The organism is Streptomyces sp. NPDC043726 (assembly GCF_056436565.1).
This window is the reverse complement of record NZ_JBWKCI010000001.1, coordinates 858,033-872,784: the sequence shown is the minus strand read 5'-3', so window position 1 is coordinate 872,784 and position 14,752 is coordinate 858,033. Positions and strand designations below refer to the sequence as shown.

The window sequence follows — 14,752 nt, the reverse complement described above, 5'->3', positions numbered from 1 at the left end:
GTGGAGAACCTGATTGCGCTGCTCATCGCGGCGCCCTTGCTCGGAGCGGCGGTCCTGCTGTGCGGCGGCCGGCGCCTGGACGCCGTCGGGCACTGGATCGGCACGCTGCTCGCGTCCGTGTCCTTCGTGTTCGGCGCGATCCTCTTCTTCGACCTGCTCGGCAAGGACGCCGAGGACCGGACGCTGACCCAGCACCTGTTCAGCTGGATCCCGGTGGAGGGCTTCCAGGCGGACGTCGCCTTCCAGCTCGACCAGCTGTCGATGACGTTCGTCCTGCTGATCACCGGCGTCGGCTCGCTGATCCACCTGTACTCGATCGGGTACATGGAGCACGACGAGCGCCGCCGCCGCTTCTTCGGTTATCTGAACCTGTTCCTCGCGGCGATGCTCCTGCTGGTCCTCGCCGACAACTACCTGCTGCTCTACGTCGGCTGGGAGGGCGTCGGTCTCGCCTCCTACCTGCTGATCGGCTTCTGGCAGCACAAGCCCAGCGCCGCCACGGCCGCGAAGAAGGCGTTCCTGGTCAACCGCGTCGGCGACATGGGTCTGTCGATCGCCATCATGATCATGTTCACCACCTTCGGGACCTTCGCCTTCGGCCCGCTGCTCGGCAGCCACGAGGAGCCCGGACTGGTCGGCGAGACCTCCGAGGGCACGCTCACCGCCATCGGCCTGATGCTGCTGCTCGCGGCCTGCGGCAAGTCCGCCCAGGTGCCGCTGCAGTCCTGGCTCGGGGACGCGATGGAGGGCCCGACCCCGGTCTCGGCCCTGATCCACGCGGCCACGATGGTGACGGCGGGCGTCTACCTGATCGTGCGCTCCGGCGCGATCTTCAACGCCGCTCCGGACGCGCAGCTGGTCGTCACCATCGTCGGCGCCGTCACGCTCCTGTTCGGTGCGATCGTCGGTTGCGCGAAGGACGACATCAAGAAGGCGCTGGCCGGTTCGACCATGTCGCAGATCGGCTACATGGTCCTCGCCGCGGGCCTCGGCCCGATCGGCTACGTCTTCGCGATCATGCACCTGGTGACCCACGGCTTCTTCAAGGCCGGGCTCTTCCTCGGCGCCGGTTCGGTCATGCACGGCATGAACGACGAGGTCGACATGCGCAAGTACGGCGGCCTGCGGAAGTACATGCCGGTCACCTTCATCACCTTCGGCCTCGGCTACCTCGCCATCATCGGCTTCCCGGGCCTGTCCGGCTTCTTCTCCAAGGACAAGATCATCGAGGCGGCGTTCGCCAAGGGCGGCACCGAGGGCTGGATCCTCGGGGCCTGCGCCCTGCTGGGCGCGGCGATCACGGCGTACTACATGACGCGCGTGATGCTGATGACGTTCTTCGGCGAGAAGCGCTGGCAGCCCGACGAGCACGGCCACGAACCGCACCCGCACGAGTCGCCGAGCTCCATGACGATCCCGATGATCGTGCTGGCCTTCGGATCGGTCTTCGCGGGCGGCCTGTTCAGCATCGGCGACCGCTTCGTGCACTGGCTGGAGCCCATCACCGGGCACGACCACGGCGACTCCCCGCTCAGCGCGGCCACGGTCACGACGTCCACGGTGGCCGTGATGGTCATCGGCGTCACCGTCGCCTACCTGCAGTACGGCCGCCGCCCGGTGCCGGTCGTCGCCCCGCGCGGGTCGCTGCTCACCCGGGCCGCCCGGCGCGACCTGCTCCAGGACGACTTCAACCACGTCGTCCTCGTCCGCGGCGGCGAGCACCTCACGCGCTCCCTGGTGTACGTCGACCACACCTTGGTCGACGGCGTCGTCAACGGCACGGCGGCCTCGGTCGGCGGCCTCTCCGGACGGCTGCGCCGACTGCAGAACGGCTTCGCGCGGTCGTACGCGGTCTCGATGTTCGGCGGTGCGGCACTCCTCGTCGCCGCGACCCTGCTGATGAGGGCGGTCTGATACCGATGTCCTTTCCCCTGCTGACAGCGACGGCGGCGCTCCCCGCGATCGGGGCGATCGCCACGGCGGCCGTACCGGCCGCGCGGCGCACCACGGCCAAGTGGCTGGCGCTGCTCTTCTCGCTCGGCACGCTCGCGCTCGCCGTCGCGATCCTGGTCCGCTTCGACCCGGACGGTGACCGCTACCAGCTCACCGAATCCCACTCCTGGATCAAGGAGTTCGGGGTCCGGTACGACCTGGGCGTGGACGGCATCGCGGTGGCCCTGATCGCGCTGACCGCCCTGCTGATCCCGTTCATCGTCCTCGCGGGGTGGCACGACGCCGACCCGCTGGAGACCGGCAGCAAGCGGTGGCGGCCGACGCAGGGCTTCTTCGCCCTGATCCTGGCCGTCGAGGCGATGGTGATCCTCTCCTTCGAGGCCACCGACGTCTTCCTCTTCTACATCTTCTTCGAGGCCATGCTCATCCCGATGTACTTCCTCATCGGAGGCTTCGGGGACCGTGCCCATGAGCACGGCGAGGAGGTGGCGTCGACACAACGCTCGTACGCCGCGGTGAAGTTCCTCCTCTACAACCTGGTCGGCGGTCTGATCATGCTGGCCGCGGTGATCGGCCTGTACGTGGTCGCCGGGAACTTCTCGCTCCCCGAGATCGCCGAGGCCCGCGCCAACGGCTCGCTGGACATGGCGACCGACACCGAACGCTGGCTGTTCCTCGGCTTCTTCTTCGCGTTCGCGGTGAAGGCACCCCTGTGGCCACTGCACACCTGGCTGCCCAACGCCATGGGTGAGGCCACCGCCCCGGTCGCCGTCCTCATCACCGCGGTCGTCGACAAGGTCGGCACCTTCGCGATGCTCCGCTTCTGCCTCGGGCTCTTCCCCGAGGCCTCGAAGTGGGCGACGCCCGCGATCCTGGTCCTCGCGCTGATCAGCATCGTCTACGGCGCGCTGCTGGCCGTCGGCCAGCGGGACATCAAGCGTCTGGTGGCCTACGCGTCGATCTCGCACTTCGGCTTCATCATCATGGGCATCTTCGCGATGACCAGCCAGGGCCAGTCCGGCGCGACGCTGTACATGGTCAACCACGGCATCTCGACGGCCGCGTTGATGCTGGTGGCCGGCTTCCTGATCTCGCGGCGCGGCTCGCGGCTCATCGCGGACTACGGCGGAGTGCAGAAGGTCGCCCCGGTGCTCGCCGGCACCTTCCTGATCGGCGGCCTCGCGACGCTGTCGCTGCCCGGACTCGCCCCGTTCGTCAGTGAGTTCCTGGTCCTGGTCGGCACGTACGCGAGATACCCGGTGGTCGGCATCATCGCGACCTTCGGCATCGTGCTCGCCGCGCTCTACACCCTCGTGCTGTACCAGCGGACGATGACGGGCCCGGTGAAGCCCGAGGTCTCCGCGATGCCCGATCTGCGGGTGCGGGAACTCGCCGTGGTCGCCCCGCTGGTCGTACTGCTGATCTTCCTGGGCGTCTACCCGAAGCCCGTCACGGACATCGTCAACCCGGCGGTCGAGCAGACCATGTCCGACGTACAGAAGAAGGACCCCCAGCCCGAGGTGGAGGCGGCCAAGTGAGCGCATCAGCCGTCCACAGCCTGTGGACAACCGCGGCCGATCCGATCTCGAAGATCGACGCGCCGAAGATCGAATACGGACAGTTGTCGCCCACGCTGATCGTCGTCGGCGCGGCGATCGTGGGCGTGCTGATCGAGGCGGCCGTCCCGCGCAAGTCCCGCTACTACGCTCAGGTGTTCGTGTCCGCCGTCGCGCTCACCGCCGCCTTCGCCGCGGTGGTCACGCTCGCGGCCGACGGCTACGGCACCACGAAGGCGGGTATCGCGGCGATGGGCGCCATCGCCGTCGACGGCCCCGCCCTCTTCCTCCAAGGCACGATCCTGCTGGCCGGTCTGGTCGGCCTGTTCACCTTCGCGGAACGGCGGCTCGATCCGGAGGCGCACGGCAACCGGGTCGACTCCTTCGCCGCGCAGGCGGCCTCCGTGCCGGGCAGCGACAGCGAGAAGGCCGCGGTCAAGGCCGGGTTCACCACCACCGAGGTGTTCCCGCTGCTGCTCTTCGCCGTCGCGGGCATGCTGGTCTTCCCGGCGGCCAACGACCTGCTGACACTGTTCATCGCGCTGGAGGTCTTCTCCCTCCCGCTGTACCTGATGTGCGCCCTCGCCCGCCGCAAGCGGCTGATGTCGCAGGAAGCGGCGGTGAAGTACTTCCTGCTCGGCGCCTTCGCCTCCGCGTTCACCCTGTTCGGCATCGCGCTGCTGTACGGCTACGCGGGCTCGGTGTCGTACGCGACGATCGCGCAGGTCGTCGACGGCACCCTCACCACCGTCGACCCGGCCCTCGCGGACACCATGGGCAATGACGCCCTGCTGCTCATCGGCATGGCGATGCTCGTCATGGGCCTGCTGTTCAAGGTCGGCGCCGTCCCCTTCCACATGTGGACGCCGGACGTGTACCAGGGCGCTCCGACCCCGGTGACCGGCTTCATGGCGGCGGCGACCAAGGTGGCGGCCTTCGGCGCGCTGCTGCGGGTCCTGTACGTCGTGCTGCCCGGCCTGCGCTGGGACTGGCGGCCGGTCATGTGGGCCGTCGCGATCATCACCATGCTGGGCGGCGCCATCGTCGCGATCACGCAGACCGACATCAAGCGGCTGCTGGCGTACTCGTCGATCGCGCACGCGGGCTTCATCCTCGCCGGTGTCATCGCGACCACGCCGGACGGTGTGTCCTCGGTCCTCTTCTACCTGGCCGCGTACTCGTTCGTGACGATCGGCGCCTTCGCGGTCGTCACACTGGTCCGCGACGCGGGCGGCGAGGCGACGCACCTGTCCAAGTGGGCGGGGCTCGGCCGGCGTTCGCCGCTGGTGGCGGCCGTGTTCGCGGTGTTCCTGCTGGCCTTCGCGGGCATCCCGCTGACCTCCGGGTTCGCGGGCAAGTTCGCGGTGTTCAAGGCCGCGGCGGAGGGCGGGGCGGCCCCGCTGGTCGTGGTCGGTGTGATCTCGTCGGCCATCGCGGCCTTCTTCTACATCCGGGTCATCGTGCTGATGTTCTTCAGCGAGCCCCGGCCGGAGGGCCCGACGGTCGCCGTGCCGTCGCCGCTGACGATGACGGCGATCGGGGTCGGCGTGGCGGTCACGCTGGTGCTCGGCGTGGCGCCGCAGTACTTCCTGGACCTCGCGAGCGATGCCGGGGTGTTCGTACGCTGACCTGCGGCTTCCGCGTGGAGGGCCCCGGAATCCCGAGAGGGGAGCCGGGGCCTTTCGCATGAGCCGCGCTGGTTCGGGCGCGCCCGTACGGCACGCCGTCCGCCGAGGTCGAGAGGTGGGCGGGCCTCCCCCGTCCCGCCCGACGAGCATGTTCCGGCAGGTCGGGCGCCGCCAGGTGACAGGGGCCAATGGACTGACTACTGAACGTCACGTGAGCAGCCTGTGGATAACTCCGGCACTGTCGGTGCGGACGCCTATCGTGGACGCAGTGGTCGAGGAGCGACGTACGGGGGGCACGACGATGGGCGGGACGGGCGGGATCGGTGCGATGACAGCGGCAACCGCGAGCGAGGCGCTCGCCACGCTCCACAGGGTCTTCGGGTACGAGGCCTTCCGGGGCGAGCAGGAAGCGGTCATCGAGCATGTGGTGGCCGGTGGCGACGCCGTGGTCCTCATGCCGACCGGCGGCGGCAAGTCCCTGTGCTACCAGATTCCGTCCCTGGTCAGACCCGGTACGGGCATCGTCGTCTCGCCCCTGATCGCGCTGATGCAGGACCAGGTGGACGCGCTGCGGGCGCTAGGGGTGCGGGCCGGGTTCGTCAACTCCACGCAGGACTTCGACGAGCGCCGGGTGGTGGAGGCCGAGTTCCTGGCCGGGGAGCTGGACCTGCTGTATCTGGCGCCGGAGCGGCTGCGCCTGGAATCCACGCTGGAGCTGCTCTCGCGCGGCAAGATCTCGGTGTTCGCGATCGACGAGGCGCACTGTGTGTCCCAGTGGGGCCATGACTTCCGCCCCGACTATCTGACGCTGTCCCTGCTCGGTGAGCGCTGGCCGGAGGTGCCGCGGATCGCGCTCACGGCCACCGCCACCCACGCGACGCACCAGGAGATCACCCAGCGGCTTAACATGCCGACGGCCCGGCACTTCGTGGCGAGCTTCGACCGGCCCAACATCCAGTACCGGATCGTGCCGAAGGCCGACCCCAAGAAGCAGCTGCTGGGCTTCCTGCGCGAGGAGCACGCCGGGGACGCGGGCATCGTCTACTGCCTCTCGCGCAACTCCGTGGAGAAGACGGCGGAGTTCCTGTGCCGCAACGGCGTCGAGGCGGTGCCGTATCACGCCGGGCTCGACGCGGGGACGCGTGCGGCGCACCAGTCCCGGTTCCTGCGGGAGGAGGGTCTGGTCGTGGTGGCGACGATCGCCTTCGGCATGGGCATCGACAAGCCGGACGTGCGGTTCGTGGCCCACCTGGACCTGCCGAAGTCGGTCGAGGGCTACTACCAGGAGACCGGCCGCGCCGGCCGGGACGGTCTGCCGTCCACGGCATGGATGGCGTACGGCCTCAACGACGTCATACAGCAGCGCAAGCTGATCCAGTCGGGCGAGGGCGACGAGGCCTTCCGGCGGCGGGCGGCGGCCCATCTGGACGCGATGCTGGCGCTGTGCGAGACGGCTCAGTGCCGGCGAGGGCAACTGCTCGCCTACTTCGGGCAGGAGCCGGACCTCTCCGGGTGCGGGAACTGCGACACGTGCCTGACCCCGCCGGAGACCTGGGACGGCACCGTCGCGGCGCAGAAGGTGCTGTCGACGGTGGTGCGGTTGCAGCGGGAACGGGGTCAGAAGTTCGGGGCCGTGCAGATCATCGACATCCTGCTGGGGAAGCGGACGGGCAAGGTCATCCAGTTCGACCACGACCAGCTGTCGGTGTTCGGCATCGGGGAGGAGCTGAGCGAGGGCGAATGGCGGGGTGTCATCCGGCAGTTGCTGGCGCAGGGGCTGCTCGCTGTCGAGGGCGAGTACGGGACCTTGGTGCTGACCGAGGGCAGCGGGGGAGTGCTGCGGCGGGAGCGGGAGGTGCCGCTGCGCAAGGAGCCGAAGAAGCCGGTGTCCTCGCGGTCGGCTTCGGGGGCGTCGGGGAAGGGCGAGCGGAAGGCGAAGGCGGCGGTGGCGGAGTTGCCGTCGCATCTGGCGCCCGCGTTCGAGGCGTTGCGGGCCTGGCGGGCCGAGCAGGCTCGGGAGCAGGGGGTTCCGGCGTATGTGATCTTCCACGACGCGACCTTGCGGGAGATCGTGACGGTGTGGCCTTCGTCGGTGCGGGAGTTGGCGAGCGTCGGAGGCGTGGGGGAGAAGAAGCTGGCGACGTACGGCGAGGGCGTGATCGGGGTGCTGGCCGGGCTGGGGGGCGCGGGTGCCGGGGCGGGGGCCGAGGCTGCCGGGGAGGACGCGTGGCCTGAGGACGAGCCCGATCCGGAGCCCGAGCCGGACGACTGGGCGTGAGGGGGATGTACCGGGGGCGGTAGCCGGCGTGGCGTGGCGGCGCTGATTGGCTCACCGGTGCTGCACGTACCCAAGGGGCGCGGGGAACTGCGCGACCAGCCCCCACCGAGCCGCACCCGAAGGACGGCAGTCCTACGCCAGCGCCGTCAAACCCGGGCCGAACACGATCAGCAGCGGGAGCAGGGGGACCAGCGCCGCTGTCGTGGCCGTCAGGACTCGGTGGCGGCGGCCCAGGCGGGGGCGGGGTTCCAGGAGGCGGTCCACTCGTTCGCCCAGGAGGCGGTGGCTGGAGGCGCAGGACAGGACGCCTCGGTGCTGGTTCAGCTCGATCAGGGCCAGAGCCGTCGTGAGATGACCGCACCGACGGGACGCCGTGTCGTCCGCGGCCAGTTCGACCAGCCGGTGCGTCTGGTCGCAGAAGTGGGAGAACAACGGGATTCGGGGGAAGCCGGTGGCAAGGGCCGTGGAGAGGTGCAGCAGCCAGTCGTGGCGGGCGCGCGCGTGGCCGCGTTCGTGGGTGAGGACCGCGTCCAGCTGGTGGTCGGTCAGCCGGTGCAGGGCGCCCGTCGTGACGATCAGCTGGGGCGGGTTGCCCGGCATCCACCAGGCGTCCGGGTATTCGTCCTCCAGCACCAGCAAGGGGCCGCGCGCGGCCGGCAGCCCCGCCGGCAGGTCCGGCGCGCGTTCACTCAAGTGGGCCCTGGCCTGGCCGCGGCTTCGGCGGGCCTCGACCAGCTCGCGGGCCAGCATCGCCGTCGTCCAGGCGGCGCCGCAGGCCAGCAGCAGGGTGAGCGCGGTCGCCCAGACCGGCGCCGCGGACAGGTCGTACGCCGCGGTCACGGCCGGTGGCGCGGGCGCGAAGACATGGTCGCGGACCGTGTGGAAGACGGCGGCGGCGCCCAGGACCAGGGCCGTCAGACAGCACAGCAGGACGGTGGCGACCAGGCACTGCCACACCCACAGCCCGACCACCGGCTCCCGTTCCGGCCAGGCGGCCCGGGTCAGGGAACGCGGCACCGGCACGGCGGCCGTCAGAGCGACGGCGCTCAGCAGGAGCAGGCAGACGGTCATGCCACGGGCTCCGGATCCTGGTCGGGACAAGGCGGCTGCGGGGCGGGCCGTGCGCGGGCGGTGCGGAGCGGGTGCCGCGCGCACCGTCCGCCGCCAAGTATGACGGCGGCGGAGGGCACGCGGCAGATGTCTGCGGCCGGTGAACTGTCCGCTGGGACGAGACGAGCGGCGACCGTCGCACAGGAGCGTCAACGCCCGTACGGACGGGGGCTATTGGAGGGTGTAGGCAGGCGTACGCCTCACCCCGCGACCACCCGCCCCGTCACCTCGCCCAGCCCCACCCGGGCCCCGTCCGGGCCCGGGGCCCAGGCCGACAGGGTCACCACGTCGCCGTCCTCCAGGAAGGTGCGCTTGCCGTCGGGGAGTTCGAGGGCGTCGCGGCCGTTCCAGGTCAGCTCCAGCAGAGAGCCGCGTTCGCGTTCCGTCGGGCCGCTGACCGTGCCGGAGCCGTAGAGGTCGCCGGTGCGCAGGGAGGCACCGTTGACCGTCATGTGGGCGAGCTGTTGGGCGGCCGTCCAGTACATCGTGGAGAAGGGGGGCTCGGCGATCACATGGCCGTTGAGGGACACCGAGATCCGCAGGTCGTAGCCGCCGGGCTCCTCCGCCGCGTCGTCCAGGTAGGGCAGCAGTTCGTGCGTGCGCTCCGGCGGCGCCACGCGGGCCTCGTCCAGGGCGTCCAGCGGGGTGATCCACGCCGACACCGAGGTGGCGAAGGACTTGCCGAGGAACGGGCCGAGCGGGACGTACTCCCAGGCCTGGACGTCACGCGCGGACCAGTCGTTGAGCAGGCAGAGCCCGAAGACGTGCTCCCGGAAGTCACCGAGGGCGACCGGGCTGCCCATCGCCGAGGGCACGCCCACCACGAAGCCGACCTCCGCCTCGATGTCCAGGCGGACGGACGGGCCGAAGACGGGGGCCGCGTCGGCCGGGGCCTTGCGCTGGCCGGAGGGCCGTACGACATCCGTGCCGGAGACGACGACCGTGCCGGAGCGGCCGTGGTAGCCGATCGGGAGGTGCTTCCAGTTCGGGGTGAGGGAGTCCGCCGCATCGGGGCGGAACATCTGGCCGACGTTCCGGGCGTGGTTCTCGGAGGCGTAGAAGTCGACGTAGTCCGCGACCTCGAAGGGGAGGTGCAGGGTCACCGAGGACAGCGGGTGGAACAGCGGCTCGATCGTCTCCCGGTGCGACGGCACCGTGACCCAGGCCGTCAGCGCCCGGCGCACGTCCGACCAGGCGGTGCGGCCGGCGGCCAGCAGCGGGTTGAGCGTGGGCCGGTCGAGCAGGGAGGCGTACGGGGAACCCAGCGCCCGCGCCGCCGCCCCCGCGTCGAGGACGTGGTCGCCGAGCCGTACACCGACCCGGCGCGCTCCGTCCTCACCGGGGACGGAGAAGACACCGTACGGAAGGTTGTGCGGGCCGAAGGGGTCGCCCTCGGGGAGATCGAAGGGGGGCATGGGTGCTGCCTCACTCTCGTGCGTGCCACGGGTCCGTGTCGTCGCCGGACACGTTACGTGTGGGGCACCCCTCTTGGGCAGTGCCGAAGGACCGAGATGATCAGTGGTCGAAGGCGCCCTGCGCCCGCTGCCAGGCCAGGAAGCCCTCGATCAGCTCCGGCGGGTTGGCCGCCTCGGTGGCCTCGACCTCCCAGCCGGGGGAGTACATGTCGAACACCACGATGGGCAGCGGACGGCCCAGGACCGCCTCGATACGGCCGCTCTCGTGGAGGTGGCGGGCCAGGCCGATGCAGGCGTCGGCGAAGTGGAGTCCGAGCAGCTCGCGCTTGGCGTCGCGCTCGTCGTCCCCCGCGTCCTCCTCCCGCCCCTCGTCCTCGGCGCCCTCCGCACCCTCGGCGCCCTCCGCACCCTCCGCGCCCTCGTCGTCCTCCCGCTCCTCGAACCACAGGCCGAGCCGCCTGATCTCGTCCTCGTACAGCGGGCCGCCGACGGGATCCTGCGGCGCGCTGCCCAGCGTCTCGAAGCCGTCCAGGAGCCAACAGGCGTAGTTCCAGCGGGCCTCGCCGGGGTCGTCCGGGCTCCGTTCCCGCTCGTACTGGGACTCCGTGTTGTAGCCGATGGCGACGTACGGGCGGCGATCGTCGTCGTCGACCCGCCAGATACGGAAGGAGAGGGCGTAGATCTCAGGTCTCAGCCGCTCGGGGAAGCGCTCGAGGACGCCCGCCGCGGCCTCCCGGAGATATGCCGAGAATGTTCCGCCCTGACCGGTCATGCCGCTCGCCCCCGTCCGTCACAGCAGTGCCCTCATTTCACCAGATGCGGTTGATGTCAAGGGAGTTGGAGGGGGCGCGCGGGGCTGTGGTGGACGCCGGGGTCGTCCGGTTCGCGCTGAGTCGCCGGGGCGTCCTGTCCGTATTCTCTGATCATGGCCGCACCCATCGCATATTCACTCATCGCCACCGACCTGGACGGAACGCTGCTCCGAGGCGACGACACGCTCTCGGACCGGTCGCTCGCCGCGCTCGCGCGGGTGGCGGAGTCCGGCGCCCGGCACCTGGTGGTGACCGGGAGGCCGGCGCCCAGGGTGCGGCCGCTCCTCGACATCCTCGGCAGTGAGGGGCTCGCGGTGTGCGGGCAGGGCGCGCAGGTGTACGACGCCGGCGCGGACCGTCTGCTGTGGTCGGTCACCCTGGACCGGGAGTTGGCCGAGACCGCGCTCGGCAAGATCGAGGCCGAGGTGGGGCAGGTGTACGCGGCCGTCGACCAGGACGGCGTCGACGGGCTCACGCTGATCGAGCCCGGCTACCTGATGCCGCACCCCACCCTGCCCGCGGTGCGGGTCGGGCGGCGCGACGACCTCTGGTGCGAGCCGATCAGCAAAGTGCTGCTGCGCCATCCCGACCTGTCCGACGACCAGTTGGCGGCGACGGCCCGCTCGGTGGTCGGTTCGCTGGCGACCGTCACCATGTCGGGACCGGGGACCGTCGAACTTCAGCCATGCGGCATCACCAAGGCGACCGGCCTCGCGCTGGCCGCCGACCACCTCGGCCTCGGCCCGGAGCGGACGATCGCCTTCGGGGACATGCCCAACGACATCCCGATGTTCGACTGGGCGGCGCACGGCGTCGCGATGGCCAACGCCCACCCCGAACTCAAGGCGGTCGCCGACGAGATCACCCTGTCGAACGAGGACGACGGCATCGCCGTCGTCCTCGAAAGACTCTTCCGATAGCCCGGACGGCCGCTTGGACGGTGGCCCGGAGAAGGCTCAGTACGCGCCGAAGACGTTGTCGATCGAGCCGTACCGCTGGGCCGCGTAGTTGCAGGCGGCGGTGATGTTCGCGACCGGGTCGTAGGGGTCGTACGAGGTGCCCGCCACGTGGTACGCCTGGAAGGTCGGGTCGATCACCTGGAGCAGGCCCTTGGACGGGGTGCCGGCGGCGGCGTTGGAGTCCCAGTTGTTGATCGCGTACTGGTTGCCCGAGGACTCCCGCATGATGTTGCGGTAGATGCCGTCGTAGCTGCCGGGGATCCCGTTCTGCGCCATGACCTGGAGGGACGCGCGGATCCAGCCGTCGAGGTTGTTGGTGTACCCGAGCGAGGTGGCGGTGGTGACGGTCGAGGTGGCGGCCGAGGCGTTGGTCGCGCCGATGAGCGGGAGCGCGAGTACGGCGGCTCCGGTGCCGAGGACGGCGAGCTTGCGGGCGATACGGCGGGGGCGGCGCGGCTGAGCGGCAGCGGACATGACGAAGTTCCTCTCCGGCGCCTGCGAGGTGAGCTGTCGGGTTCGGGCGGGAGCTGCCCGGCCGCGCACCACGAAGTGGCACACGACTTCACCCCGAGCCGTACCGGTACGTCCGAAGACGTCCGGCCCGGCGACTTACCTGGGTCCCCCGCTCCTGCCGTACGAAGATCTCGGTGGAGTCGGACGGCGGCAGGATGAGGCGTCCGCCCGACAGGCCGGGAACGTATGCGAGAGCACATGTCCGAAACAAGTGGCGGATTCACATATCGCGGGATTTGATCTTTGCCCAAGGGGTGTGCGGAGGTGGCGCCTTTGCGGGTGCCAAGGTTCAACTCGCAAGCAATGGCGGTGTATCGGGGTGAGTCTGTGGGATCCCTGTGCGTCTCTCCGCGTGAGTCAACTCACGCCGAGCGCAAGACGTGCCAAAACGGGCAATCAATCCAATAGGGCCTTATCAACCGGCCGTTCGCGGGATCCGCTTCTCCCACGTCCGGTGGAACACCACCTCGCCGCCCTCCCGGCAGATCACCTCGTTCGTGGCGACGAAGTCCTCCGCGTCGCAGGCGATCTCCGAACGGGTTTGCACGAAGGTGTCCCACGTCAGTTCCGGGCGGTGCAGCCGGATCGACCAGTCCGAGCGGGCGCGGGCGGAGAGCGGGTCCGATTCCTGGATCGTGTACGTCTCCAGCGCGTCCTCGGTGAACTCCAGGCCATCGGGGTACAGGCGTGTGCCGCCGTAGCGCGGATCGACGTCCAGGCGCCACTCGCCCTTGGCCACGTCACGGACGACGAGCCGCTCGGGCGGCGGCTCGTCCAGGGTGACGGGGTGGCTCACGCCCAGCGGCTCGGCCTGCTCCGGCTCCTCGAAGGTGATCCCGGCGTCGGTCTCGGAAGTGATCTCGGAGCCGCCCTTGCCGACAGCGGCGGAAGCGGCCTCACGCGCGCGTACCGGCAGTTCCAGGAAGCTCCCCGCCGGATCCAGGGTGAAGCCCGCCGCGGACTCCGGCTGGGGCCAGACCCAGGGCCAGTACGCCGACGACACCGCGAGCCGGATGCGATGACCGGCCGGGAAGGCGTGGCCGATGCCGTTCAGCTCGAACGAGACGTCCTGCGTGGCGCCCGGTTCCCACGGCACCGCCCGGTCGCGGCCGTGCCGCGCGGCGAGGTTCAGCACACCCCGCGTGACGAGCGTCGAGGAGCCGTCGGGGGCGACGTCGCAGACCCGGGCGACGACCTGCCCGCGCGGCACCTCCGAGGTCAGCCGCAGCCGCACCCTCGGCCGCCCCAGCACCCAGGTCTCCTCGCCCACCGCGAACTCGAAGCAGGCCGAGCGGCCGTCCTCCTCCCGCTGGTCCGGTGGCAGATCGGCGTCGTTCCCGAGGGGGAGGAAGCGGCCGGCGTCCACCCCGGTGTGCATGGGCGACCGTACGAGCACGGGGGAGCCCTGGAGGGCGTACGTCATGTGTGTGACGTTCGGGGAGGGCCAGGCCGGCTCGCCGACCCAGCGGCCGGGCAGGGCGTCGTAGACCGTGGCGGGCGGGTGGGAGTCGCTGACGTAGGCGCGCAGGAGGGGTTCCGGGAGGGTCCCCCGGCCCTTCAGCCAGTGGTCCCACCAGCGCAGGGTCTCCTGGAGGAAGCCGATCGCCGGGCCCGGCGGCCGGCCGCGGTCGGGGTACTGGTGGGACCAGGGGCCGATCAGGCCGCGGACACGTTCGGCGGGCAGGTGTTCGACCAGCCGGAGCACGGTGTCGCGGTACGGGTCGTGCCAGCCGCCCACCGCGAGGACGGCGGCGTCGATGGCGCCGTAGTCCTCGCGGACGCTGCCGTGGCGCCAGTAGTCGTCCCGCGTCTGGTGGGCCAGCCAGGTGTGCAGGAGCGGTTCGACGGCCCCCAGGCGCCTCAGCCACAGGTCCCGCCAGGCGTCGCCGACGTAGCGCGGATCGGGTGGGCGGGAGGCGAGGGCGAGCATGGTCGCCGACCGGGCGTGCATGTCGACCGCGAGGACGGAACCTCCGGTGTAGTGCACGTCGTTGTCATAGCGATCGTCGGTGGAGCAGACCGTGACGATCGCCTTGAGCGGCTCGGGCGCGAGGGCCGCGATCCGGAGGGAGCTGAAGCCACCCCAGGAGATGCCGAACATGCCGACCTTGCCGTCGCACCAGGGCTGGGCCGCCAGCCAGTGCACCACCTCCACCCCGTCGGCCAGCTCCGTCGCCGAGTACTCGTCCGTCGGCAGCCCCTCGCTGTTGCCGTGCCCGCGGACGTCCACCCGGACGGAGGCGTAGCCGTGACCGGCGTACCAGGGGTGGCGCTGGAAGTCGCGCGGCGCCGTCCGGTCTGTAAGCCGGTGGGGGAGGTACTCGAGGAGCGCCGGGACGGGCTCGTCGGTGAGCGGGCGCCACACCCGCGCGTAGAGCAGGGTTCCGTCCGCGAGCGGGATACGGAGGTCCTCGTGGGTCGTCTCGTAGGGGAACGACGTACGGATGTGCGGGCTCATCGCGGGAACCCTGGTGTTCGGGCCGGGTCGCCGCCGGGTGGGACATCGACTTCGGTTCGAGACACGCTCC

Annotated in this window: 10 protein-coding genes and 1 riboswitch; of the genes, 5 read left to right on the top strand and 5 right to left on the bottom strand. The window is 70.7% G+C overall.

Annotated features, from left to right (window positions below; translation table 11 throughout):
• The 4 genes from nuoL (at nucleotide 1) to recQ (ending at nucleotide 7,415) form a co-directional block, all read left to right on the top strand.
• Nucleotides 1–1,914 (top strand): NADH-quinone oxidoreductase subunit L, encoded by a 1,914-nt coding sequence (gene nuoL / locus AC068Z_RS04035; protein ID WP_478551999.1) that lies wholly within the window; start codon nucleotides 1–3, stop codon nucleotides 1,912–1,914.
• Nucleotides 1,915–1,919: 5 nt separating this feature from the next.
• A complete protein-coding gene (locus AC068Z_RS04030; protein WP_478551997.1) occupies nucleotides 1,920–3,491 on the top strand; it encodes an NADH-quinone oxidoreductase subunit M in 1,572 nt (523 codons plus the stop codon).
• Nucleotides 3,488–5,137 (top strand): NADH-quinone oxidoreductase subunit NuoN, encoded by a 1,650-nt coding sequence (gene nuoN / locus AC068Z_RS04025; protein WP_478551995.1) that lies wholly within the window; start codon nucleotides 3,488–3,490, stop codon nucleotides 5,135–5,137. Before AC068Z_RS04030 ends, nuoN begins: the two co-directional genes overlap by 4 nt.
• A 301-nt stretch (nucleotides 5,138–5,438) precedes the next feature.
• Nucleotides 5,439–7,415 (top strand): DNA helicase RecQ, encoded by a 1,977-nt coding sequence (recQ, locus tag AC068Z_RS04020; protein WP_478552290.1) that lies wholly within the window; start codon nucleotides 5,439–5,441, stop codon nucleotides 7,413–7,415.
• A gap of 132 nt (nucleotides 7,416–7,547) precedes the next feature.
• Here recQ and AC068Z_RS04015 read toward each other — a convergent pair whose 3' ends face one another.
• From AC068Z_RS04015 to AC068Z_RS04005, 3 genes are all read right to left on the bottom strand, one after another.
• Nucleotides 7,548–8,486, bottom strand: coding sequence for a M56 family metallopeptidase (locus tag AC068Z_RS04015; RefSeq protein WP_478551993.1), 939 nt, complete (start codon nucleotides 8,484–8,486; stop codon nucleotides 7,548–7,550).
• A 239-nt stretch (nucleotides 8,487–8,725) separates the two neighbouring features.
• Nucleotides 8,726–9,940 (bottom strand): fumarylacetoacetase, encoded by a 1,215-nt coding sequence (gene fahA, locus AC068Z_RS04010; RefSeq protein ID WP_478551991.1) that lies wholly within the window; start codon nucleotides 9,938–9,940, stop codon nucleotides 8,726–8,728.
• A gap of 100 nt (nucleotides 9,941–10,040) precedes the next feature.
• Complete coding sequence (locus tag AC068Z_RS04005; protein WP_478551990.1) at nucleotides 10,041–10,712, bottom strand: hypothetical protein; 672 nt, start codon at nucleotides 10,710–10,712, stop codon at nucleotides 10,041–10,043.
• Between the two features lie 153 nt (nucleotides 10,713–10,865).
• Here AC068Z_RS04005 and AC068Z_RS04000 point away from each other — a divergent pair, with 153 nt between their 5' ends.
• Nucleotides 10,866–11,672, top strand: coding sequence for an HAD family hydrolase (locus tag AC068Z_RS04000; protein ID WP_478551988.1), 807 nt, complete (start codon nucleotides 10,866–10,868; stop codon nucleotides 11,670–11,672).
• 36 nt (nucleotides 11,673–11,708) lie between these two features.
• Here the strand turns inward: AC068Z_RS04000 and AC068Z_RS03995 are convergent, their stop codons facing one another.
• Both AC068Z_RS03995 and AC068Z_RS03990 read right to left on the bottom strand, forming a co-directional pair.
• Entirely contained in the window at nucleotides 11,709–12,185 is a 477-nt protein-coding gene (locus tag AC068Z_RS03995; protein ID WP_478551986.1) for a transglycosylase SLT domain-containing protein, read from the bottom strand.
• Nucleotides 12,186–12,188: 3 nt separating this feature from the next.
• A riboswitch (cyclic di-AMP (ydaO/yuaA leader) is annotated at nucleotides 12,189–12,371 on the bottom strand.
• Between the two features lie 268 nt (nucleotides 12,372–12,639).
• Nucleotides 12,640–14,682 carry a CocE/NonD family hydrolase gene (locus tag AC068Z_RS03990; RefSeq protein WP_478551984.1) on the bottom strand — a complete coding sequence of 681 codons (2,043 nt, stop codon included), beginning with the start codon at nucleotides 14,680–14,682 and terminating at the stop codon, nucleotides 12,640–12,642.
• Between the last annotated feature and the right edge of the window lie 70 nt (nucleotides 14,683–14,752).